This is a genomic window from Hydrogenophaga sp. L310, assembly GCF_055703065.1.
The window spans coordinates 1-22,173 of the sequence record NZ_JBVPZA010000027.1; the positions used below are offsets into that span (position 1 = coordinate 1).

Genomic DNA, 22,173 nt, shown 5'->3' on the forward strand with positions numbered 1-22,173 from the left:
TGCGCATTCATTTTTTGCAGCAGTGGTTCGGCCTGTCGGACCTGGCCATGGAAGAAGCCCTGTTCGAGACGCCGCTGTACCGTGAATTCGCTGGTCTCTCGGGCAGCGAGCGCATTCCGGATCGCGTGAGCATCCTGCGCTTTCGCCACCTGCTCGAAGAGCACCAACTCAGCCTGCAGATACTGGCCACCGTCAACAGCACGCTGGCCGCCAAAGGGCTGCTGCTCAAGAACGGCACAGCCATCGACGCCACGCTGATCGCAGCACCCAGCTCGACCAAGAACAGCAGCGGCGAGCGTGATCCTGAGATGCACCAAACGAAGAAGGGAAACCAATGGCACTTCGGCATGAAGGCGCACATTGGCGTGGATGCCGATTCGGGACTGGTGCACACGGTGGTGGGCACAGCGGCCAACGTCAACGATGTGACGCAGGCCGGCGCGCTGGTGCATGGTGAAGAGAGCGATGTGTTCGCTGACGCAGGCTACCAGGGTGTGGCCAAGCGCGAGGAGACGCAGGCGATCAATGCCAACTGGCACGTGGCCATGCGCCCGGGCAAACGCAAAGCGTTGGACAAGAGCACGCCCATGGGCGCGATCATGGACAAGCTCGAACATGTGAAGGCCAGCATCCGGGCCAAGGTGGAGCACCCGTTTCGGGTGATCAAGCGCCAGTTCGGGTTTGTGAAGGTGCGCTACCGCGGATTGGTCAAGAACACGGCGCAACTGCACACGCTGTTCGCACTTTCCAACTTGTGGATGGCGCGGCACCGGCTTTTGCAGAAGGCGCAGGGATGAGTGCGCCTGCAACGCGCCCATGGGCCTCGATGAGGCCCCGAAAGGCCGGTAAATCGACCTTTGAACGGTGGAAACTGATCGAAACGGGCACGGCGGTTTCATGTCGCGAGATCCATGCGCTCAACGCCCTTCACCGCTCCGGTTTTGAACATCATCCCTAACCTGCTGACTCTTTATTTACTTGACTCCACGACCTGGACTTGAATCAGTGACCTGCGGATCAACAGCCAGCATCCGGGCAGCGCGGTTTCTAACGATGGTCGTGAACCGATCGGGTCACGGCCCAGGAAGGTTGTGATACCGTCAAAGCCATTCTTGAATACCTTCTTCATCCTCTGGAGCGAGTGCCAGTTACCTTCATTGCGTTGCAAAACATGCCACTCTCGCATTCCAATCGCTGTCATGAACCATCGATGAGTGAGATCGAGAGCAAAGAGCCCTGGGAGGGCTCTCGAACGTGACGGCAGATCTGTCGGTATCGGGCCCGTCCTCGGCTGGCACGCAGCGCGCTTTTCCTCTGAGCCGTGACCGACTGTTGACCATAGAGTGGGAGTGACGTCACAGGGGCTGCGCGACCCGTTTGAGTCGCGGGTCTCGTCAGGCATTTCACCCTGAAGCCGGCTGGCTTCGTCGCGCGGTGGTATCTTTTCGGACCATGAACGATCAGTTCAACCTGCCAGGTTTTGACCCACCGACCGGCGGGCCGGTGCCGTCGGGCCAACACAACCTGTTCTTAGCGTTGATGCCACCGGTTGCGGTGGCAGAGCAGGTGATGGCGCTGGCTGGGCGTCTGCGTGGCATGCACGGGCTGACGGGCCGGCTGATCGACCGGGACCGTCTGCACGTCTCCCTGCTGGGCGTCGCGCCGGATGTATCCCCGCCCGTTGTTGAAGCGGCAAGGGTTCTGGCGGCCCGTGTGAATTCAGCGCCTTTCGACGTGGTGTTCGACCGCGTGCTCAGCTTTGACCGGGGCATGGATCGCAGCCAGCCCCTGGTCTTGTGCCACTCGGATCACAGGTCGCTGCACGGCCTTCACCTGTTGCAGCAGATGCTCGGACTGGAAATGAAGCGGGCGGGATTTCCCTTGCCGGCAGGCCGAAGCTTCAATCCGCACATGACCTTGCTGTACGACCACCGGCTCGTGGCCGAGCAAGTCATCGACCACCCCCTGCACTGGACGGCCACCGAATTTGCGTTGATCGACAGCCATGTCGGCCATAGTCACTACGAATGCTTGGGCACCTGGCCCTTGCACCCATGAAGGGCCAGATGAAGCGCCGCGTATGTGTGGTGGCCCTGGTGGCCATGTTCTGGACCCAGGTCCGGGCCCAGAGTGATGCACCCGCTGAACTGCGCTGGAAAAAAGAGCTGGACGTGTTTGTCGCGGCCGACCGGCAGGAACCGCCGGTGGTGGGTGGCATTCTGTTCGTGGGCAGTTCATCGATCCGGATGTGGGCTGGCCTGGAAACGGCCTTTCCCGAGCAGCCGGTGGTGATCCGGCGGGGTTTTGGCGGCTCGCGCCTGTCGGACTGTGCCGATCTGGTGCACCGCCTCGTGCTGCCGTACCGGCCAAGGCTGGTGGTGCTTTACGCGGGTGAAAACGACCTGGCCGAGGGCGCCAGCCCACAGGACCTGCTGGCCCATTTCGTCAGGTTCGTACAGCGGGTGCAAATGGCCTTGCCGGATACCCGGATCGCCTACCTCTCGATCAAACCCAGCCCCTCGCGGCTGACACACATGATGGCCATGCGCGAAGCCAACCTGCTGATCCAGACCCACGTGCTGGCGCACGACCATCTCGACTACATCGACGTGCACGCCGCGATGCTGGACAACGACGGACGGCCTCGGCCCGAGCTGTATCTGAGCGACCAGCTTCACCTGAGCGCCGAGGGCTATGGCCTCTGGCGCCAGGTGGTTTCAGCGCATCTGCGCCCCTGAACGCCATACCGGCGCCGGCGGGCGCCAGCCTCGGCCCTCATGTGCTTCTACCGCCATCGCGACGGCGAACAGGCCGGCGAACGCGCTGGCCAGCAGTGCGAGATCGGTGGTCCAGGGACGGATGACCTGGGTGGACCCAAAGAAGGCGAGCGTGAAGAGCGCGATCACGATGTGGGCGCAAAACACCGGCAGCGAGTTGCGCCCCAGCAGTTCCAGTGCCCGGGGACGAGGCAACAACCGCTTCAGCCAGGGGCCGGCCGACACCAGCAAGACGAACACGCTGGCAAAGTTCAGGACCCGCAGCGGTCCGAGTGACCATTTGTCGAGCAACTGACCAACCGCAGGCACGCCGGGCATCGGGTCCTGGCCCACCATGTGGCGCCACAGCAGCATGCCCAGCGCGTACAGCGCTGCCGGCACCAGCAGCCACCACGGGAAACGCGGCAACGGTTGCTGCCGCGCGCCGAGCCACAGGCCGGCCACCCACAGCGCCTGCCATGCCAACCAGTGGAAGGCGCCCATGTCTTTGTAGGGCACGGAAAAACCGGTGCCTTGAACGAACCACCCGTACAGCGCCAGGCCCAGACCCCATTGTTGTGCCAGCCAGAGCAGGGCGCTGAACGTGAGCACGCCGCGCCAACCCTGCTGCAGGCCTCGGCGCAGCAGCCAGGGACTCAGCAGCATCAGGGCGATGTACAGCGGCAGGATATCCAGCAGCGGCGGGTTGTAGAGCAGCAGGGCGGCTCCCACCACAGCGGCCGAGCGGTCGATGAAGAAAAACTCGAGCAGGCCGGTCACGCCGCCCTGCCGGTTGTACACGCCGAGCCAGGCGATCAGCGTGAAGGCGAGCAGCAGCAGGCCGAGCTGGCACAGGTAAAGTTTGAGCGCGCGGCTGTGGAAGGCGGCCTGCATGGCGGGCAGGCCATCGCGCCGGGCCCGACCGCCGTACACGCGGCCCGCCATGAAAGCCGACAGGAACACGAAACCCTCGGCGGCCGAGACAAAGCCGAACGGCTGGCCCGATGGCAACGAATACATCGTCGGCATGTGGGTCAGCGTCATCAGGACGAGCATGATGCCCCGCAGGGCGTCCAGCTCCCAGCGGCGTTGAGGGGCGATTGACATCAGGGTAAACCAGAGGAACCCATGATCATGCCAGAGCCTGCAAGGCCTCGCCTACACTCGCCGCATGTCCGCAACCGAGTCCCACGCCGACCACCCATTCATGCGCCTGGCGCTGTCCGAGGCGCGGCGCGCGGGCGAGGCGGGCGAGGTGCCCGTGGGCGCCGTCGTGGTGAAGGACGGGCAGGTGATCGCCACAGGCCGCAACGCGCCGATCGACGGCCTCGACCCCACCGCCCATGCCGAAATCGTCGCGCTGCGTGCGGCGGCCCGGGCACTGGGCAACTACCGGCTGGACGACTGCACGCTGTACGTCACGCTGGAACCCTGCGCCATGTGCAGCGGAGCCATGCTGCATGCGCGGCTCCCGCGCGTGGTGTTTGGCGCGGCCGACCCCAAGACCGGCGCGGCCGGCTCGGTGATCAACCTGTTCGCAGAACCACAGCTGAACCACCAGACCGCTGTGCAGGGCGGGGTGCTGGCCGAAGAATGCGGCGCGCTGCTCAGCGATTTTTTCCGGCAGCGGCGCGAAGACCAGCGCCGCGCCGCGCATCCGTTGCGGGAAGACGCCCTGCGCACGCCCGATGCGCGTTTTGCCGGCTTGCCCGACTACCCCTGGGAACCCCAATACGTCAGCGACTTGCCGTCACTCAACGGCCTGCGTCTGCACTACCTCGACCTGGGGCCGCGCGACGCCAGCACCACCTGGCTGTGCCTGCACGGCAACCCGGCCTGGAGCTACCTGTATCGGAAGATGATCCCCGTGTTCGCCGCCAGCGGCGCGCGGGTGGTCGCACCCGACCTGATCGGTTTCGGCAAGAGCGACAAACCCAAAAAAGAGGGGTCCCACGGTTTCACCTGGCACCGGCAGGTGCTGCTGGAGCTGGTCGAGCGGCTCGATCTGCGCAACGTGGTGCTGGTGGTGCAGGACTGGGGTGGCCTGCTCGGCCTGACGCTGCCCATGGCCGCACCCGGGCGCTACCGTGGCCTGCTGGTGATGAACACCACGCTGGCCACCGGCGATGAACCACTCTCGCCCGGCTTTCTGGCCTGGCGAGAGATGTGCGCCAGGAACCCCGAATTCGACGTCGCCCGGCTCTTTGCCCGCGGCAACCCGCAGATGAGCGCCGAAGAATGCGCTGCCTACAACGCGCCCTTTCCGGACCGGGGCCACCGCGCCGCGTTGCGCGCCTTCCCGGCCATGGTTCCAGAACAGCCCGACGACGATGGCGCAGAAGTCTCGCGCCAGGCTCGCGAGTTCTGGCGGCACGACTGGCAGGGACGGACCTTCATGGCCATCGGCCAGCAGGACCCGGTGCTGGGCGAGCCGGTGATGCATGCGCTGCAGCGCGACATCAGGAACTGCGCCAAGCCTCTGCTGCTGCCCCAGGCCGGACATTTTGTCCAGGAGCACGGCGAGCGCATCGCCCGTGAGGTCGTCGCTGTTTTTGGGCGATGATGCCCGCTGTTGCCCCATTCACCTATCGCCCATGAGCCACATCTACATCTACTCTCCATCCAGCGCGGTGCGCGACAAAGCGGCGTTCAAACGCGGGGTGGCCCGCCTCAAGACCCTGGGGCACGAGGTCGAGATCGACGAGGCCGCGCTCACCAGCCACATGCGCTTTGCCGGCGACGACGCCACGCGTCTGGCGGCCATCACCCGCGCCGCGGCCAGTGGTGCCGATGTGGCACTCACCTCGCGCGGTGGCTACGGACTCACGCGCCTCCTGCCCGAGCTGCCCTACAAGCAGATCACCAAAGCCGTCGAAAAAGGCACCCAGTTCGTGGGCCTGAGCGATTTCACCGCGCTGCAGTGCGCGCTGCTGGCCAAGACGGGCGCCACCACCTGGGCCGGTCCGGCGCTGGGAGAAGACTTCGGCTGCGAAGACACGCCCGACGACATCATGGAAGCCTGCTTCGACGACATGGTCTGCGGGCAGGGCGAGGGCACGGGCTGGCAACTGCCGAAGTCCGATCTGCCGGCGCTGGCCGTGCGAGCCAAGCAACCGGGCGAGGACGCACCGTTACTTCAAGTGCGCAATGCCGTGCTTTGGGGTGGCAACCTGTCGGTGCTGTGTTCGCTGGTCGGCACGCCTTGGCTGCCCAAAGTCAAGGGCGGCATCCTGTTTCTGGAAGATGTGAACGAACATCCCTACCGCATCGAGCGCCAGCTCACACAGCTGCTGAACGCGGGTATTCTGGGAGAGCAGAAAGCTGTGCTGCTGGGCGCTTTCAACCGGTACAAGCCCAGTCCGCACGACCGCGGCTTCAAGCTGCAGACGGTGGTGGACTGGTTGCGCAGCAAGACAAAAACGCCGGTGCTGACCGGACTGCCGTTTGGTCATGTACCGACCAAGGTGTTGCTGCCCGTGGGGCAGAAGGTGGAACTGCTGGTGCAGGGCCGGGACGCCCTGGTTTTCTGGGGTTGAGAGGGTTGAACCGGGCCGTGTCACTGCTCAGCGGCGCATGCGGCAGGCGTCCACCAGGCTCTTGGGCAACAAGCCGTGAAACACGTGTGACAGACTCTTGACGGCCTCGACCGCATGGGCCTCCCCGTGCAGGCTGCTGAGCACGGCCACCATTTCCGAACGTGCGTACCACAGGCCGTGGGCGTCGTGCAGGTATTGCAGGCGGTGTTTGAGGCGAGGATTGAGTCGTGCACCGTCTTCGCCCAGGGCGGCGAGCATGGCCTGGCGAACGGGTTCCAGCGATTCCGGAGAGTGCTTGCGCACCTCGTTGCCCAACAGGGCTGAAATGCTGTTCCTCAAAGCAGGTTTGATCCAACGCATGGTGAAACCTCAACGACTGGTTTTTTCTATTGGCCCTCAGAATACGACAGTCAACACCTTGAATGCAACCGCTGCAACTTGAGCCAAGTCAAGAAAACAACAGGCAAATCATGGGCTTAGCAGAAGTGCTTAAGATGATGGGTGCGATTTATGAGTACCTTGGAGATAGAAAAACACCAGCAGCAACTTGGTTTTACTTTGAAACTAAGTCCTTTTTGCGCTATCCGGATCGGCCCTTGGAGCAGCGGGTCGGACCAGGTTCTTGTCCGGCCCCTGGGCGGTTGGTATTGAGATAAATATCACGCGACCTTGGTGAGGCCCGCGCTGGATCCGTGGCGTTTGTGGCTGAGAGCGGTGTGTTGTAATTCCAGACAGATGTTGATCATTCATGGCTGAACTGACGATTGCTTTTGTCGACCTCACCGGTAGCGTGTCCGTGTTTGAAACACTGGGCAACGACCGTGCGGCCAGAGCCGTGACCAAGCTGACCCAGTGGATCGGTTCTGTGGGGCTGGTGCACGGCGGCAAGGTGGTCAAGATGCTGGGCGACGGTGTGCTGCTGTCTTTCACCAACAACCGGCTGGCCGTCGAGTGCATGAGCCAGATCCAGCAGGAGCATGCCGAACGCGTGGCCCGGTGGCCCAACCGGCTCAGGCTCATGATGGCTAAATGCGCCCATCCCCTCGAAAAGGTAAAACGAGCGGATTTCCCCTCTGAAACAGAGGATTTGAGGCCAAAAACGTAAACCCGCTTCAGGCACAAAGCGGGTCTACCAGCTTGCGATCTGACTGCTCCATAGCGGCTATTGGCCGACGGGGACCGACGGGCAGTTTTGAGGCAAGCATTTCATCAAATCGGGCACCCTCGTTGGGCTGGTTTGAGCCATTCGCCTTGTCGAACCTGGCCAACGCTTTCTGCAAAAGCCAACGACTACGAACATGAAAACGTATGTCGCCTTCCGAAGGTGTTGCGGCCATTGGTGATGGCCTAGGGGGCGCAGCCTCGGCGGCACAATGTGAGGTCGCCAAACCCATGTTGCTTTGTGGCCGAAGGCTTACTCTTCGAGCAAGCTACGCAGCATCCATGCCGTTTTCTCATGGACGTCGATGCGCTGGGTCAGTACATCGGCGGTTGGCTGATCGTTGGCTTCGTCCACAACGGGGAAGAGCTTGCGGGCAGTGCGGGCCGTGGCCTCCTGCGCCGCCACCAGATGGCGAATCATGCCGGTGGACTTGGGCACACCCTCAACTTCCTTGATCGAGGCCAGTTTGATGAACTCCTTGTAGGTGCCGGGTGCCGGGAAGCCCAAGGCGCGAATGCGCTCGGCGATGACGTCCAGTGCGTTCCACTGTTCGGTGTACTGAGCCATGAACATGGTGTGCAGGCTATTGAACTGCGGCCCGGTCACGTTCCAGTGAAAGTTGTGGGTCATCAGGTACAGGGTGTAACTGTCGGCCAGCAGTGCCGACAGTCCTTCTGTGATCTTCTTGCGATCAACCTCTGCAATGCCAATATCCATCGCCAGTGGTTTAGTTTTCTTCTCTTTCATGATGATTTCCTAATTTTTTCAGTACGAGGTTAATGTCATGCAAGCGATTACGTTCATCGCTGCGTCAATCGGAGTCTCTCTTTCCCTGCAACAGGCCGAGGGTTCTGAAATCCAGAGGTATGGACCGACTGACCTCCCGGAACCCCCTTCCTACATCACTTCAGGTCAAAACGGTCGGCATTCATCACCTTGACCCAAGCGGCGACAAAGTCGTGGACAAACTTTTCCCTGTTGTCCTCCTGCGCATACACCTCCGCATAAGCCCGCAAGACGGAGTTTGAACCGAATACCAGATCAACGCGGGTGGCGGTCCATTTCGCCGCTCCACTCTTGCGTGCCTGAATGGCGTAGGTATTCCTGCCTGTGGGCTTCCACGTGTAGGCCATATCGGTCAGATTCACGAAAAAGTCATTCGTGAGCGCGCCGACACGGTCGGTGAATATGCCATGCTTGGTGCCGCCGTGATTGGTGCCCATGACACGCATGCCCCCCACCAGCGCCGTCATTTCGCACGCCGTCAGACGCAGCAACTGGGCGCGATCGAGCAGCAGCTCTTCAGCGCTGACCACGTAATCCTTCTTCAACCAGTTGCGGAAACCATCGGCCACGGGCTCCAGCACATCAAAGGACTCGGCATCGGTCATGGCGTCGGTGGCATCGCCACGGCCCGGTGCAAAGGGCACGGTCACACTGACGCCTGCAGCCTTGGCCGCCTGCTCGACGCCGACGTTGCCCGCCAGCACGATCATGTCGGCCACGCTGGCGCCCGCTTCCGCGGCGATCTTGTCATAGACCGCCAGTACCTTGGCGAGGCGGGCTGGCTCGTTCCCTTCCCAACCCTTTTGCGGGGCGAGACGGATGCGCGCACCGTTGGCGCCGCCACGCTTGTCCGAGCCACGGAAGGTGCGAGCGCTGTCCCAGGCGGTGGCGACCATTTCGCCGATCGAAAGGCCGCTGGCGGCGATCTTCGCCTTGACGGCAGCCACGTCGTAGTCGCTACGGCCTGCGGGTACCGGGTCTTGCCAGATCAGGTCTTCCTTGGGTACGTCCGGGCCCACGTAGCGTGCCTTCGGGCCCATGTCACGGTGCGTCAGCTTGAACCAGGCTCGGGCGAAAGCATCTTCAAAGGCCTTTGGATCGGCACGGAAGCGCTCAGAGATCTTGCGGTACTCCGGGTCCATCTTCATCGCCATGTCCGCGTCGGTCATCATCGGTTTGCAGCGGATCGAGGGATCCTCGACATCGACAGGCATGTCCTCTTCTGCAATGTTCACCGGCTCCCACTGATGCGCGCCTGCCGGGGATTTTTGCAGCGCCCAGTCATAACGGAGCAACAGGTCGAAATAGCTGCCCCTGCCCGTGTTCCACTTCATCGGGTAGGTTGTCCAGGCACCCTCAATACCGCTGGTGACGGTATCGCGGCCAATACCGCGGCTGGTGTGGTTGTTCCAGCCCAGCCCCTGTTCGTCCAATTCTGCACCTTCCGGCGCCGGGCCGAGGTTCGCGGCACTTCCGTTGCCGTGCGACTTGCCAACGGTGTGGCCGCCAGCAGTCAGGGCGACGGTCTCTTCATCGTTCATCGCCATACGCGCGAAGGTAATACGCACGTCGTGCGCGGTCTTGAACGGGTCGGGCTTGCCATCCACACCTTCCGGATTCACGTAGATCAGGCCCATCATCACGGCGGCAAGCGGATTTTCCAGGTCACGTTCGCCGGAGTAACGGCTGCCCTCACCACCGCTCGGCGCCAGCCATTCTTTTTCAGAGCCCCAGTAGGTGTCTTTCTCGGGGTGCCAAATGTCCTCGCGGCCAAAGGCGAAACCGAAGGTCTTGAAGCCCATCGATTCGTAGGCCAGAGTGCCAGCAAGGATGATCAGGTCGGCCCAGCTCAACTTGTTGCCGTACTTTTTCTTGATCGGCCAAAGCAGGCGCCGCGCCTTGTCGAGGTTGGCGTTGTCGGGCCAACTATTGATCGGTGCGAAGCGCTGGTTACCGGTGCCGCCACCGCCACGGCCATCGGCAATGCGGTAGGTGCCCGCCGAGTGCCAGGCCATGCGAATCATCAGGCCGCCGTAGTGGCCCCAGTCGGCTGGCCACCAGTCCTGGCTGTCGGTCATCAGGGCCTTGACGTCTTTCTTCAGCGCTTCGATATCAAGCTTTTTGAGTTCTTCACGGTAGTTGAAGTCAGCACCGAGCGGGTTGGTCTTGGTGTCGTGCTGGTGCAGGATGTCGAGGTTCAGGGCCTTGGGCCACCAGTCTTTGCTGGCCATGGTGGCCGACGTGACTCCGCCGTGCATGACTGGGCATGTGCCCTTGGATTGGGTCGCTGTGTCGTTCATGTACTTCTCCTTTGCTGATGAGCGTAAATCTGAGGTGGGGTGACGAGTTCATCCTACAGCGCGATGGGTATTTGACAAAGTTTATTGTCGCAATCATCGCCATATGCAATCGCTATCGAGGTGCCACAGTTCGGCTCCGGACGCGTAGGTTCTAGCCATGCGCCATGACGCAATGGCGTGAAGCCATTGCGTTCGGGCGCAGTCACTTCGGACGAGAGCGTCGAACCTTGCGACTGTGGGGGCTCGGCAGGAAATGGCTTGCGGCACATTACATAGACTTGCCGGCTAGTTGAAAGTTGGATGGGTAACTTGCTTCGAGTAGCGGCCCATAGTGATGTGCAATTGTTTTGGGGTTCTGACTTCAGGACGCAGATGCCTGCGCATTCGATTTTTCCGATGCGCGGTACTTTTTGGTACCCATAAATCCTATGATAGTTATCGGAGATTGAGCGGCCATCCGATTTGACGCCCACCGGGATTGGTATCGTCAAGAAAACTTTTCGTCGTCACGAATCTGCTAAGAAGGCAACCGCGGAGTCTGCGAAGTTCGCGAACGACTTTTGATGGGCAATACGTTGGACTTCCTGTAACCCGCTGTTCGCGAGTACCCGCAAACGCTGCCATGCCGAAATACACCGCGCTCCATACCTGACCTTCATTTCAGCGGCTTCGGAACAGTGGATTTTAATCAAAAAGATCCCCCTGGCCAAGCTGCGTGGCGTTGCTCCAGAACACAGAGTCGGCATACCTTGCAGCCAAGGCCTCCAGGTCAATGCTCTGCTCATCGTCGCTGAATTCGAACGACCCAAACATGTTCACGTGTTGCCACGCCACTGGCGACATCCCTTGAATGAACGCAATGGCATCCAGATCCCCGGCCGCCACCTTCTGTTCGTAGACCTTGGACAACAGCGCCGTGTTGTAGTAAATGACCGCGTTGGCAATCAACCGCGCGCAATCGTTCCAGACCTGCTGCTCGGTTTCAGTCTGAACCTTGAACTTTCCACCATTGATAAATGACACCGCGCGACGGAATCGGTGATAGGCCTCGCCCCGGTTAAGCGCCTTTTGCACGCTCTGGCGCAGTTCTACATCGTCAATGAAGTCCAGAATGTAGATGGTGCGAAGGATGTTGTCCAATTCCCAGAGGGCCTTTTTGGTGTTGTTTTGCCTGGCGTAGCTGCTGAGTTTGCGCACCACGGTGGCCTGGGTCGTGTCTTTTTGCGCCAGCGAGGCCATGATGCGCTGGATGTTGGGCCATTCGCTGATGATTAGGTCCACATTGACCTTATTGCTTGGTCGAATCAGCATGTCGGCCGGATACTGACTCGGCAGTTCGAACCCAACCAGCGACGCGGTCTTCTTTTGCAATGTTTTGTAGCGGGGTGCAAAGCTGTAGCCGTAGGCAAACAGGCTCCAAAAATTGACCTGGTTGGTGCCGTGTGTATCGGTCGAGTGCCGCGTGGGCTTGATGTCAGACGTATTGTTGTACAGCAAATCGAACACGAAATGGCTCTCATGTTCATGGGTGCCAATGATTTTGGCATTGATGGGCACGTGGTTGGCAACCACGGTGCAGGCACTCACGCCCTTGTCCCAACCGAAATACTTGGGTGAATATCGGGAGTTAAAGGTGTTGATCTGGGTTTCGAAGCGCTGGCCATCACTGCTGGAGTGCAGCTCATCGCGGATGTTGAAGAGCTTGAAGGCCGGCAGCGCGGCCGTGGCGTTGCTGATGGCGTCATTGGCGGCATGTACGGTTTCCGGACGCAGATAGCTGCGGGCGGTGGTAATCAGGGATGCGTGGCTCAGGCCAGAAACTTCGGCCATTTTGCCCAATCCCATGTTGGTACCGAACGCCACCACGCAGGCCAGAATTTCGCGAAGGTCCGGCGCGTGCTTGACGGAGCGATTCACCACATGCTCGAAGGCTCCCAGAAATTTCGTATTCCCATTCACAAACCGCAGCAGTTGGGCAACGGGAATCCCTGGCAATTGGTTGTAAAACGGAGCATTGCCGGTCTCTGGGATCGTTGGGTAGATCAAAGACCAGCGTTTTTTCTCGCCTTGACCGGCAACTTTGATATGGGCGTTGACGCAATTGGCCACGCGTTCATTGACCTTCACAAGGCGGTCTTCAAGCTTGGTGCGCAATGTGGCCAAGGTTTCTTCGATTGGGGCGGTCAAAATCGGCTGTCCGATTTCAGCAAGCACAGCGTCTTTGTGTGCCCAGCGGGCATCGCTGATAAGGTCATCTTCAAACTGGCGGAATTCGTTGCTGTGATTGACATACAAGTCACCGGACTCCAGTGCATTGCGCAACAACCGGTAGACCAGAAACTCGTACCGATCGACATCCAGGGCTTTGCGTTTTCCCCCGTCCGTGATGGACTCGGTAAAAAGGTGCTTTTTGAGAATCTGGGGGATCACACTCTCCGGAAACTGTGCGGAATCTGCTTGGCGCAGTGATTTGCTGCGGCGCAACAAGTCTTGCATCACGGTGATTGCGGTGACCAAGGGGGCATTCTCCAGGCGGCCGGCGAAATCGAGGTCACAAAATAGGTGTCGCAAGTTGCGTTTGATGGTTGGCGACAACATGGTGAAGTAGGTCCACTCGTAATCCAGCTTGTCAAAGGTGACGTTCCGCAGAAAGTTGGACACCGAAGAAAAGGCGGTGGGTTCCAGCAAGCCGAACGCGCGCTCCTTGACCGTGGAAAAGAGGCAATCACTCGCAATTGACTTATCGATAAAAAGACCCAGCACCTCGCCTGCAGCCTTTAAATTGCTATTGGCCTCCTCGGATGCCTGCTGCATGGCCGTTTTCGCCGCCAGTTTGGCGTGCTTATCAAACTGGCCGACCAAGTGGATGAACGCCTCAATCAGGTTGTCGTTGATTTGGCGGAACCGGTGGAAGGCAAAACACAATAGATACAGGCGCACCGTGGAGATATCCATGCGGCGCAGCTTGTAGATGGTGTAGAACTGGACCAGTCCGGCGTAGTACTTGATGCTCTCACTGGACAGTGAAGCATCGATCAGAAATGATTGGGCGAAGGCATACAAGGGGGACAGTTGCTTGCGCCGACTCACCTCTCGGCGCAGTTCCTTGTTGCTGAAATCACTCGCCTCGTGTTTCAGGACGTTGATCAGGTGGATTTTGTCGTCCGCGTGCAGCAGGCTATTGAGGGATTGCTGCAGATCGGTGGGCAAGGCGGCATCCAGCATTCGGGTAACTCGCTTGCGCTCGTCTGTCACAGCCTGACTCACCAGGTCTTGCAACGAGGTGTAGCCCGGAGCCACAACGCGCTGGCTTGAAAGATGCTCCAGCACTTCACGCAAGATGAATTTTGGCTGAGTGGACAGCATCGCCGCCCGTTGCGCAAAAGCAATCAGCGCTTGCTTACCGTCGCCGCCATACAGGCGATAGTCCAGCAGTTCAAGAATGGTTCTTTGTTGGACCAGTCGGGTCGGCTTTGACAAAGCGCCCACCTCGGCCATAAGCCTGCCCGGGAAATAACGCGTCAGTATGTGCGCAATGTCAGGCTGAACATGGTCAAGACCAAAAACGAAGAACTGTGCCTTGGCCTTGAAGTAACCCAGTTGCAATACGAGGTGGACACCCGCCGTTATGGTGCGTGCCGCATCAATGGTCTCCCGTTCTTTCGGACTCAAATCAAAATGGATGTGGCGTTCACCATCGTTGAAGTGTGGCAAGCCGTACAGGCTGTCAACTTCTTCAGTGGACAGAATGGAAAGGCGCCTGGAGGCTTGTGTTTTGGTACTTGGCAAGGCTGTGTTACTCCAACGGCGAGCGCAGCCAGCTGCTGAGCCCGTAAAAGTGAAATGGGAATGGAGAGATGCTGCAGAGATGCAGACAGTGGCCGCCTTACCTGTCATTTCACGGGCAAACGTGCGAATGACCAGCCTAAAACCCCGACGGGGTTATGTGTTTTCAAGTATTCTATTGCGATAATCCTTCTTATCACAGTAGAGATATCAAGTTTACTAACTGGAATCCATGAAAAATCCACCGATCTCACTTTCGCCAGAATTGGGGTATGGTTCTGGCCTGGATGCATTCCCCGGTGAAGCCGAGCTCGCCGCATTGCGTGGCTGGTACGCCGGATTGTCATCGCGCAAATCCGTGGCCCATTACCTGGATACGCACAAGGTTTCGGGGCAGTCGTCACGGGGAATGATTGGAGGCATCCGCCGTCAACTGATCCGCATTGCACGCAGGCGGCACCGGGCCGATCTAGGGATGGTGTTCAAAACCGGAGTTGCGAAGCACGCTGAGCGCACAAGTCTCGCGACATGAAACTCCCGCGCCCGTTTTGATAGATTTCAACGCCATGGAGGTCGAGCTCTCGGCCTTTGAAGGCCCATCCTGGCCTTTGGGCGCTCTGCAGGCGCACTCATCCCTGTGCCCTCTGCAAAAGCCGGTGCCGCGCCATCCACAGGTTGGACAGGGCGAACAGCGTGTGCAGTTGCGCCGTATTCTTGGCCAGCCCGCGGTAGCGCACTTTCACAAACCCGAACTGGCGCTTGATCACCCGAAACGGGTGCTCCACCTTGGCCCGGATACGCGCCTTCACATGCTCGAGTTCATCGAGCACGCGCCCCATCGGAGTAGCCTTGTCCAGCACCCGGCGCTTACCCGGTCGCATGGCCACATGCCAGTTGGCCTTGATGCCCTGCGTCTCTTCGCGTTTGCCCACACCCTGGTAGCCCGCATCCGCAAACACATCGCGCTCTTCGCCGTGCACTAGTGCGCTGGCCTGCGTCACGTCATTGACGTTGGCCGCCGTGCCCACCACCGTGTGCACCAGGCCTGAATCGGCATCTACGCCGACGTGCGCTTTCATACCGAAGTGCCATTGGTTTCCCTTCTTCACTTGGTGCATCTCCGGGTCACGCTCGCCGCTGGCGTTCTTGGTCGAACTGGGTGCAGGTATCAAGGTGGCATCGATGGCTGTGCCGCTCTTGAGCAGGAGGCCCTTGGCGGCCAACGTGCTGTTGACGGTAGCCAGTATCTGCAGGCTGAGCTGGTGCTCTTCGAGTAGGTGGCGAAAGCGCAGGATGCTCACGCGATCTGGAATGCGCTGGCTACCCGAAAGACCAGCGAAGTCGCGATACAGCGGGGTTTCGAACAGAGCCTCTTCCATGGCCAGGTCCGACAGGCCGAACCACTGCTGCAAAAAATGAATGCGCAGCATGGTCTCGTGCGCAAACGGTGGGCGCCCCGTGCTGGCCACCGGCGAGGCCGCTGCGATCAACGCGATGAGTTCGCGCCACGGCACCACCAGCTCCATCTCGTCCAGGAAAACCGCCTTGCGCGTGCGCCTTGTGCTCAAGTTGAGTCCCAGTTCGGCTTGTTTCTTCATGACCTGATTGTTCTGCTTCGCTGGCCTTCACGCCATCGGGGACTGCACGGGGTTTTGAACACCATCCCTAGTGGCCCTACTTGACCATCCGATCGGTGAGCGGGTTCAACATGCGAAAGCCGTTGCCCATGCCATCGACGCACTGCGCACTGCGCCTGAACCGGCTCCCAAGATCACTGATGACGTGAGTCTGTGGCTTTCTGTGCGTTCTGCGAATGCCCTGTACGCCCAAGATATCAAGACGCTGGCACAGCTGACTGTGCGGGTACCCCGGCGCAAACGCTGGTGGACCATGGTTCCAGGACTGGGCGCACAAGGGGCTCGTCAAATCGAAGTCTTCTTTGCGGCACATCCGCAACTGACTGATCGGGCACGTGAACTAATGGTCAACGAAACGGTGCAAGCGGTTGTTCCCTGGGAACGCCTGAAATTGCCGGAAGAACTCAACGGATCGAGGGGCACCTTCCGTGGACCGCCATCCAGTTGCACGCTGAGCGCTGACAATGACTACGAAGCCGTGCAGGCATGGCTGGCACTGCACGAGTCCAGTGCGACAAAACGGGCCTATCGCAAGGAGGCCGAACGCCTGATTCTGTGGGCAGTTGTTGAACGTGGACGTGCAATGTCGTCGCTCACAACCGAGGACGCAACGGCTTACCGGGGGTTCCTGCGCAACCCCGCACCACGCAGTCGATGGGTGGGGTCACCACAAACAAGATTCTCTCCGGAGTGGCGGCCATTCTCGGCGGGTTTATCTCCCCGTTCGACGGCCTATGCCCTGAGCGTCATTGGTGCAATGTTTCGATGGCTGATTGAGCAGCGCTATGTGCTGGCCAACCCGTTTAGCGGCATCAAGGTGCGCGGTAGCGCCCGCAGCACCCCCATGGATGAGGGGCGCGTGTTTTCTGAGGGTGAGTGGGCCATTATCCGAGCCGTTGCCAACGGACTGGAATGGTCCTACGGCTGGAAGCTTGCGGCAGCTCAGCGGCTGCGCTTCGTTGTGGACTTTGCTTATGCCACGGGCTTGAGATCCAGTGAGTTCGTGGGGGCGACTCTGGGGCAGATTGAAACGGATACCCAGGGAGACCAGTGGCTCAAACTGGTCGGCAAGGGCAGAAAGGCAGGGAAAGTGGCCTTGCCTCCGCTGGCCCGGGTGGCGCTGGATCATTACCTGATGCAGCGCGGTGTGCCAACCACACCAGCCATGTGGAAGCCGTCCACCCCGCTCATTGCTGACCTGCAGGCTGGGAACGGTCAGAACGGTATTACTACGACCCGGCTGTGGAACGTCACCAAGCGATTTTTCGTGACATCTGCCGACGTCATTGAAGCCGAATCGCCAAAGACTGCCGAAAAGCTGCGCCGGGCAAGTCCACACTGGATGAGACACACGCACGCCACACATGCTTTGGCGCGCGGTGCAGAGCTGACCACGGTGCGTGACAACCTGCGCCACGCATCGGTTTCCACCACTTCGGTATACCTCCACACCGACCAAGCCAAGCGCGCACGACAAATGAGGGATGCCTTTGGAACGCCAAATACCTGAAGCGTCAAAGCCGTGAGTGAGGTCGGAAAAGGGATATTCCACTCACATTGATCATTGAAACACTTATCGTTTCATGATATGCTTTAGCATGGGTTCACAAAGTTCACCGGCCACTGGTTTGGAATATTTGCTTGGCTTGGATGGCAATATTGAAGTCCAAAATGATGCGGGCTACTGGGTCAAGATGGAAGTTGCGAGTGTGCCCGTAACGGCGGAACGACCGCACGGCATCAGGTACAGCCTGACACTGCATGCGCCGGATAACACCCGGCTCATTGGTTTTGATAATGCCCATGGCGTGAAGCCGGTAGGCTCGCGTTTTAAGCATGCTGGCAAAAGGTTTCCGTACGACCACCGCCATCGACACGCTCTGGACGAGGGAGTTTTGTACGAGTTTGACACTGCTTACCAGTTGGTCAGTGATTTTTATGCTGAAGTAGATCGCGTTTTGAAGGAGATCAGTCCATGAACAAGGTATTGAAGTTCGGTATTGCGCCAGTGCCTGTGCAGCGCGCCCGCACACTGGCGATTGCGGCGGGAACACGCCAACGCGGCAAAGATGAACCCAACGTTTGGTTTCCCACTGTGACCGCCATGGCACGGGTGCTGTCCGATGAGAACATGGCCTTGCTCAAGGTCATTCGTGAGAGTCATCCAGACTCCATGGACGCCTTAGCCAAGGCGGTCGGGAAACATGCGCCCAACGTGTCGCGGTCGCTGCATACCATGGCCCAATATGGTTTGGTCAAGCTCACCAAGCATGGCCGAACGGTCATTCCGCAGGCAACCTCCGAGAGGGTTACTGTCGATTTTTCCTGGGGTGGCTGACATTACACCGCTGAATCAAGCGATTTCAGCAAATATCGTGTCACTCTTTCATTGGGGAAATCCGCTCGTTTTACCTTTTCGAGGGGATGGGCTCATTTAGCCATGAAGCGCTTACTACCTTTTTAGACCAGCCTAAAAAAGGACCTTCATGGCAGCTTTGTTCAACGGTCTACGCAAGTTCAGCGGTCCCACCACGGGATCCCATTCGTTCGCGGTCCGGACGACCAATCGGCTGCCCCATATCGTCTTTGACAGCGCATTTTGGAACCGAGAAAGCTTCAACAGCGTCGTGACCAACAACATCATCTAGCGGTCGCACTACCCGAGCTGCCTCGACTAGCACCACATTGCGAACCAATTCTGCAATGTGACGAGTTAAGGCTTGTGAAGACGGCCCGTTATCGTTGATACGCATGGCGACACTTACGTCGGGAAGCATCGGTAGGCCCAAACCTGGCGATACCTTCACGAGGTCTCGCGTCAGCTGCTGAGGTGAACGAACTGTTATGCCCAGACCAGCTTTGGTCGCACTGAGTAACCCCTCTAGGCTGGTGCTGACACAAGCTGGTCTCCACGAGATGCCATGTTCTACAAGCGCACGCAGCACGATGTCACGAACAATGCAGGGCTCCGGAAATAGGACTAGCGGAAGTGGCGCACCAGGAGTCAGCTTGAAATCCCGCGCGGCAATCCAAATGAGCTCTGTATCCAAAAGGCTCTCGCCTAAGGGCTCCCCTAGCGGATCAGACGTTGCGATCGCCACGTCCAGTTCGCCTCTTTCAAACGCGGCATGAATGCGCCGGTTTAGGTCGACCACAAGATCGATCTGTACCTCTCTATGAGCATCCTGAATCTCGCGTAGCAACATGATCAGTGCGCCTTCGGCAAAGTCCTGCGCAACGCCTAAGCGAACCCTGCCACGGAAATTGGTCTGAGTGAACTCGCTGAGTGCCAGATCATTCAAGTGCAGCATGCGGCGCGCATGCTCAAGGAGCCGTTGACCCTTATCCGTAAGACTTTTCCCGCGTCCGTCCTTGTAAAAAACGTCTCCCCCAAGCACGGCGTCAAGCCGCTTCATTTGCAAACTTATGGCGGGCGCTGTCAGACACATTCGCTCGGCAGCCCGAGCAAAGCTGCCCTCTCGTACAACCGCCTCGAAAGTGCGCAACACGTCTAGCTCCAGATGCTTGGCCATAGGTTTCAACCGCTTATGCATTCGTTAAAAGATTCAACTTTACTCATGTAAAGCCGCTATGGCAACCTTCCGGGGCGTCTTCAAAAGGCGTTCACCCACAGGTAGGAAGGAGACATGGATGGCGAACTTTCACCCGCCGCTTAAGGCAGTTGCATTCGATGCCTACGGCACGCTATTCGACGTTTACTCGGTTGGTGCCACAGCCGACCGATTTTTCCCCGGGCGAGGCGAAACCCTCGCGCAGCTCTGGCGCGACAAACAAATCGAGTACACGAGACTCCGAACACTTTGCGACAAGTACGTCTCGTTCTGGCAGGTGACCGAAGACGCACTCACATTTGCCTGTCTTCGCCTGAACCTGACTGTGACCCCTCCGCAACGAGCAGAGCTACTTGATCAATACCGCCGACTGAAGGCGTACGACGAGAACAGCGGTGCTCTAAAGCGCCTGAATGCGATGGGACTTCCCCTCGCAATCCTGTCCAACGGAGACCCAGAGATGCTCGCCGATGCAGTGTCCGCCGCTGGCCTCGGCTCACACTTTGATCATCTGTTGAGCGTCGACTCAGTTCAACGCTTCAAGACGGCGCCAGAGGCGTACCAGCTAGGCCCTGACGCGCTTGGCTTCAGGCCCGAAGAAATCCTCTTTGCATCCTCGAACGGCTGGGATATCGCTGGAGCTACGTGGTTTGGCTACACGACCTTTTGGGTCAACCGCACTGCCCAGCCGATGGAGCAACTTGGCGTGCGGGCTCACGCAGAGGGACGCTCGTTGGACGACTTAGTGAAGTTTGTCGCCCAGCGAGTCTGACCTTCGTCCACACCGGCCTGGCCGAATTCAAAGCCCGCCAGATCGCGGTGCGCGGGGAAGCGTGCCGCGCCCATCTGGTACGCCATGGAGCGCACCGTGCGCTCGGCCTGTTCGGCGCGCAGCAACTGACCCAGGAACGCCTCGGGACTGAACTCGGTGTGCCGCGCCTGCGCGGCCACCTCGGGGTAGTTGGCGGCCATGCCGTGCAGCTTCAAGGCCTTGAGCGCTGTGACGATGGCCTGGCTCATGGCTGCGCTCCTGGAGCATCGTCGCCATCCACCGAGCGCAGCCGGTCGTAACGCTGCACATTGGCCAGCGGCTGCACCGTCAGCGTCAAGGGCGTCTTGACCTCCTGGGCATCGCCCGTCTGGCCACCAGCCTTCAAACGTGCCAGCACGTTGAGCACATGCTCGCCACTGGGCTTGCCGCTCTCCAGTGCCAGCTCGGCCGCCACCAGCACCGGCTCCAGACCATGCACCGGCACGGCCGCCAGCACCTGCGCCATCACCCGGTCACCGCCCTCGTGGCGCAGCAGGATGGACTGCAGCTTCTTCAATGGTTCGGGCAGGGTCTCGAAGGGCGCGCCGTTGCGCAATGCGCCGGGCTTGCGTTCGATCAGGCTCACGTAGTGGCGCCAGTCGTAGAAGGTCAGGCTGCGCTCGAAGCTGCGCGCGTGGCTGGCGATGCGGATGTTCTCGGCCACCACGTCCAGGCGGTCCGGGTACAGGCGCAGGCTGACCACCTCGTGGACGTGCTCGGTCGGTACGCTGTAGCGGTTGCGCTGCAGGTGCACCAGCGCCGTGCTGGAGACCCGGGCGAGCACCTCCACGTAACCATCAAACGGCTTGGGGTTGGGCATGAGGCGCAGTTGTTCGTCTTGCAGCACGTCGGCCACCTTCAGCGTGGGCCATTCGGGGTGGTTGAGTTCGGCCCACGCGGCGCGGCACTCCTGGGCCAGCCAGTCGTTGAGCGCTTCCATGCTGGGCCAGCGCTGTTTGAGCGCCTTGTGCCAGATGCTGCTGCGCCGGTCGCGCACGTTCTTCTCCACGATGCCCTTCTCCCAGCCGCTGGCGACGTTGCAGAACTCGGGCTCGAACAGGTAGTGGCCCGTCATGGCTTCAAAGCGCGCGTTGATCACACGCTTCTTGCCCGCGCCGACCTTGTCCACGGCGGTCTTCATGTTGTCGTAAATACCGCGCTGGGGCACGCCGCCGAAGGCGGCAAACGCCCGGGCATGGGCGTCAAACAGCATCTCGTGACTCTGGGTCGGATAGGCCACCAGCCAGAAGGCGCGGCTGCCACACAGCTTGGTGTGCGCCACCTCCAGGCGCCGGCGCAGCCCGCCCACCCAGGCATATTCGGTGCTCCAGTCGAACTGGAACGCGTCGCCCAGCGCAAACTTCAAAGGAACGAAGGCGGCCTTGTCGACCTTGCCCGACTGATCCTCTCGCCAGCGCCGGGCAAAGGCGGCCACCCGGCCGTAGCCGCCGGTGTACCCCTGCTCGGTCAGGGCTTCGTACAGGGCCTTGATGGTGCGGCGATCGCGTTTGCCGCGATGCTGATCGGCCTTGAGCCAGGTTGCCAGCATCTCGGTGAAACCGTCGAGCTTGCTCACCACCACCCGCTGAGGGTACTTGGGCTGGACCATCTCGCCCTTGCGCAGCCACACCTTGATGGTGTTTCTGGCCAGGCCCGTGCGCCGCTCGATTTCTTTGATTGGAAGGCCGTCGCGCAGGTGCATCCTGCGGATCTTTGCCAGTGTTCCCACGTTGATCACTCCTTGAACCCTCCTGCTCAAAAAACAAGCAGAAGACCTTACTCAAGGGGTCAAAGTTGGATGAAAAAACTCAGCTCAGAGGGGGGTGC

The 22,173-nt window shown here is 59.9% G+C and carries 18 protein-coding genes and 3 pseudogenes; 12 read left to right on the top strand and 9 right to left on the bottom strand.

Annotation, left to right across the window (positions count from 1 at the left end):
• The 3 genes from AC0GNO_RS23015 to AC0GNO_RS23025 all read left to right on the top strand — a co-directional run.
• A partial coding sequence (locus AC0GNO_RS23015) for an IS5 family transposase (RefSeq protein ID WP_472904386.1) occupies nt 1-797 on the top strand: 797 nt, incomplete at its 5' end.
• 655 nt (nt 798-1,452) lie between these two features.
• Nucleotides 1,453-2,058: a 2'-5' RNA ligase family protein gene (locus AC0GNO_RS23020; protein WP_472905667.1), complete on the top strand. Its 606-nt coding sequence runs from the start codon at nt 1,453-1,455 to the stop codon at nt 2,056-2,058.
• An 8-nt stretch (nt 2,059-2,066) separates the two neighbouring features.
• Nucleotides 2,067-2,738, top strand: coding sequence for an SGNH/GDSL hydrolase family protein (locus AC0GNO_RS23025; protein ID WP_472905668.1), 672 nt, complete (start codon nt 2,067-2,069; stop codon nt 2,736-2,738).
• On the opposite strand, the gene opgC is transcribed toward AC0GNO_RS23025, so the two are convergent.
• The gene (opgC, locus tag AC0GNO_RS23030; protein ID WP_472905669.1) at nt 2,718-3,863 is read right to left on the bottom strand and encodes an OpgC domain-containing protein; all 1,146 of its coding nucleotides are present in this window, start codon (nt 3,861-3,863) and stop codon (nt 2,718-2,720) included. The genes AC0GNO_RS23025 and opgC overlap by 21 nt on opposite strands.
• 64 nt (nt 3,864-3,927) lie before the next feature.
• Between opgC and tadA the strand changes: the two genes are divergently transcribed.
• Nucleotides 3,928-5,319, top strand: a complete 1,392-nt coding sequence (tadA, locus tag AC0GNO_RS23035) for a tRNA adenosine(34) deaminase TadA (RefSeq protein WP_472905670.1) — start codon at nt 3,928-3,930, stop codon at nt 5,317-5,319.
• A 31-nt stretch (nt 5,320-5,350) separates the two neighbouring features.
• Complete coding sequence (locus AC0GNO_RS23040) at nt 5,351-6,292, top strand: LD-carboxypeptidase (protein ID WP_472905671.1); 942 nt, start codon at nt 5,351-5,353, stop codon at nt 6,290-6,292.
• 27 nt (nt 6,293-6,319) lie between these two features.
• On the opposite strand, the gene AC0GNO_RS23045 is transcribed toward AC0GNO_RS23040, so the two are convergent.
• Nucleotides 6,320-6,652 (bottom strand): hypothetical protein, encoded by a 333-nt coding sequence (locus AC0GNO_RS23045; RefSeq protein WP_472889246.1) that lies wholly within the window; start codon nt 6,650-6,652, stop codon nt 6,320-6,322.
• A gap of 62 nt (nt 6,653-6,714) precedes the next feature.
• Here AC0GNO_RS23045 and AC0GNO_RS23050 point away from each other — a divergent pair, with 62 nt between their 5' ends.
• Nucleotides 6,715-6,948, top strand: coding sequence for a hypothetical protein (locus AC0GNO_RS23050; RefSeq protein WP_472905672.1), 234 nt, complete (start codon nt 6,715-6,717; stop codon nt 6,946-6,948).
• 92 nt (nt 6,949-7,040) lie between these two features.
• A complete protein-coding gene (locus AC0GNO_RS23055; protein ID WP_472905673.1) occupies nt 7,041-7,397 on the top strand; it encodes a hypothetical protein in 357 nt (118 codons plus the stop codon).
• Between the two features lie 309 nt (nt 7,398-7,706).
• Here AC0GNO_RS23055 and AC0GNO_RS23060 read toward each other — a convergent pair whose 3' ends face one another.
• The 3 genes from AC0GNO_RS23060 to AC0GNO_RS23070 all read right to left on the bottom strand — a co-directional run bounded on the left by AC0GNO_RS23060 (nt 7,707) and on the right by AC0GNO_RS23070 (nt 14,329).
• A complete protein-coding gene (locus tag AC0GNO_RS23060) occupies nt 7,707-8,201 on the bottom strand; it encodes a Dps family protein (RefSeq protein ID WP_472905674.1) in 495 nt (164 codons plus the stop codon).
• A gap of 155 nt (nt 8,202-8,356) precedes the next feature.
• On the bottom strand, nt 8,357-10,540 hold the full coding sequence (gene katG, locus AC0GNO_RS23065) for a catalase/peroxidase HPI (protein ID WP_472905675.1): 2,184 nt from the start codon (nt 10,538-10,540) through the stop codon (nt 8,357-8,359).
• Between the two features lie 684 nt (nt 10,541-11,224).
• A complete protein-coding gene (locus AC0GNO_RS23070) occupies nt 11,225-14,329 on the bottom strand; it encodes a Tn3 family transposase (RefSeq protein WP_472905676.1) in 3,105 nt (1,034 codons plus the stop codon).
• A 229-nt stretch (nt 14,330-14,558) separates the two neighbouring features.
• On the opposite strand from AC0GNO_RS23070, the pseudogene AC0GNO_RS23075 reads away from it, so the two are divergent.
• A pseudogene (locus AC0GNO_RS23075) lies at nt 14,559-14,813 on the top strand (integrase); the annotation flags it as partial.
• Between the two features lie 142 nt (nt 14,814-14,955).
• Here AC0GNO_RS23075 and AC0GNO_RS23080 read toward each other — a convergent pair.
• Complete coding sequence (locus AC0GNO_RS23080) at nt 14,956-15,924, bottom strand: IS5 family transposase (RefSeq protein WP_305354164.1); 969 nt, start codon at nt 15,922-15,924, stop codon at nt 14,956-14,958.
• A 61-nt stretch (nt 15,925-15,985) separates the two neighbouring features.
• On the opposite strand from AC0GNO_RS23080, the pseudogene AC0GNO_RS23085 reads away from it, so the two are divergent.
• From AC0GNO_RS23085 to AC0GNO_RS23095, 3 genes and pseudogenes are all read left to right on the top strand, one after another.
• Nucleotides 15,986-17,473, top strand: a pseudogene (locus AC0GNO_RS23085) (phage integrase family protein); the annotation flags it as partial.
• 88 nt (nt 17,474-17,561) lie between these two features.
• Complete coding sequence (locus AC0GNO_RS23090) at nt 17,562-17,942, top strand: toxin-antitoxin system TumE family protein (RefSeq protein WP_472905677.1); 381 nt, start codon at nt 17,562-17,564, stop codon at nt 17,940-17,942.
• Entirely contained in the window at nt 17,939-18,301 is a 363-nt protein-coding gene (locus tag AC0GNO_RS23095) for an HVO_A0114 family putative DNA-binding protein (RefSeq protein WP_409751407.1), read from the top strand. The genes AC0GNO_RS23090 and AC0GNO_RS23095 overlap by 4 nt, the downstream gene beginning before the upstream one ends.
• Before the next feature lie 169 nt (nt 18,302-18,470).
• On the opposite strand, the gene AC0GNO_RS23100 is transcribed toward AC0GNO_RS23095, so the two are convergent.
• Nucleotides 18,471-19,496: a LysR substrate-binding domain-containing protein gene (locus AC0GNO_RS23100; RefSeq protein ID WP_072599003.1), complete on the bottom strand. Its 1,026-nt coding sequence runs from the start codon at nt 19,494-19,496 to the stop codon at nt 18,471-18,473.
• 118 nt (nt 19,497-19,614) lie between these two features.
• Here AC0GNO_RS23100 and AC0GNO_RS23105 point away from each other — a divergent pair, with 118 nt between their 5' ends.
• Entirely contained in the window at nt 19,615-20,307 is a 693-nt protein-coding gene (locus tag AC0GNO_RS23105) for a haloacid dehalogenase type II (RefSeq protein ID WP_030540859.1), read from the top strand.
• On the opposite strand, the pseudogene AC0GNO_RS23110 reads toward AC0GNO_RS23105, so the two are convergent.
• Together AC0GNO_RS23110 and istA are read right to left on the bottom strand one after the other, a co-directional pair.
• Nucleotides 20,298-20,555: pseudogene (locus AC0GNO_RS23110) on the bottom strand (ATP-binding protein); the annotation flags it as partial. The gene AC0GNO_RS23105 and the pseudogene AC0GNO_RS23110 sit on opposite strands and share 10 nt — an antisense overlap.
• On the bottom strand, nt 20,552-22,075 hold the full coding sequence (gene istA, locus AC0GNO_RS23115) for an IS21 family transposase (protein WP_030093096.1): 1,524 nt from the start codon (nt 22,073-22,075) through the stop codon (nt 20,552-20,554). The gene istA and the pseudogene AC0GNO_RS23110, both read right to left, overlap by 4 nt.
• Between the last annotated feature and the right edge of the window lie 98 nt (nt 22,076-22,173).

What these genes read in the sequence shown, in the direction of transcription:
- AC0GNO_RS23020 (WP_472905667.1), top strand. Translation starts at nt 1,453, where the DNA reads ATGAACGATCAGTTCAACCTGCCAGGTTTTGACCCACCGACCGGCGGG.
- AC0GNO_RS23025 (WP_472905668.1), top strand. Translation starts at nt 2,067, where the DNA reads ATGAAGCGCCGCGTATGTGTGGTGGCCCTGGTGGCCATGTTCTGGACC.
- opgC (WP_472905669.1), bottom strand. Translation starts at nt 3,863, where the DNA reads ATGTCAATCGCCCCTCAACGCCGCTGGGAGCTGGACGCCCTGCGGGGC.
- tadA (WP_472905670.1), top strand. Translation starts at nt 3,928, where the DNA reads ATGTCCGCAACCGAGTCCCACGCCGACCACCCATTCATGCGCCTGGCG.
- AC0GNO_RS23040 (WP_472905671.1), top strand. Translation starts at nt 5,351, where the DNA reads ATGAGCCACATCTACATCTACTCTCCATCCAGCGCGGTGCGCGACAAA.
- AC0GNO_RS23045 (WP_472889246.1), bottom strand. Translation starts at nt 6,652, where the DNA reads ATGCGTTGGATCAAACCTGCTTTGAGGAACAGCATTTCAGCCCTGTTG.
- AC0GNO_RS23050 (WP_472905672.1), top strand. Translation starts at nt 6,715, where the DNA reads ATGCAACCGCTGCAACTTGAGCCAAGTCAAGAAAACAACAGGCAAATC.
- AC0GNO_RS23055 (WP_472905673.1), top strand. Translation starts at nt 7,041, where the DNA reads ATGGCTGAACTGACGATTGCTTTTGTCGACCTCACCGGTAGCGTGTCC.
- AC0GNO_RS23060 (WP_472905674.1), bottom strand. Translation starts at nt 8,201, where the DNA reads ATGAAAGAGAAGAAAACTAAACCACTGGCGATGGATATTGGCATTGCA.
- katG (WP_472905675.1), bottom strand. Translation starts at nt 10,540, where the DNA reads ATGAACGACACAGCGACCCAATCCAAGGGCACATGCCCAGTCATGCAC.
- AC0GNO_RS23080 (WP_305354164.1), bottom strand. Translation starts at nt 15,924, where the DNA reads ATGAAGAAACAAGCCGAACTGGGACTCAACTTGAGCACAAGGCGCACG.
- AC0GNO_RS23090 (WP_472905677.1), top strand. Translation starts at nt 17,562, where the DNA reads ATGGGTTCACAAAGTTCACCGGCCACTGGTTTGGAATATTTGCTTGGC.
- AC0GNO_RS23095 (WP_409751407.1), top strand. Translation starts at nt 17,939, where the DNA reads ATGAACAAGGTATTGAAGTTCGGTATTGCGCCAGTGCCTGTGCAGCGC.
- AC0GNO_RS23100 (WP_072599003.1), bottom strand. Translation starts at nt 19,496, where the DNA reads ATGGCCAAGCATCTGGAGCTAGACGTGTTGCGCACTTTCGAGGCGGTT.
- AC0GNO_RS23105 (WP_030540859.1), top strand. Translation starts at nt 19,615, where the DNA reads ATGGCGAACTTTCACCCGCCGCTTAAGGCAGTTGCATTCGATGCCTAC.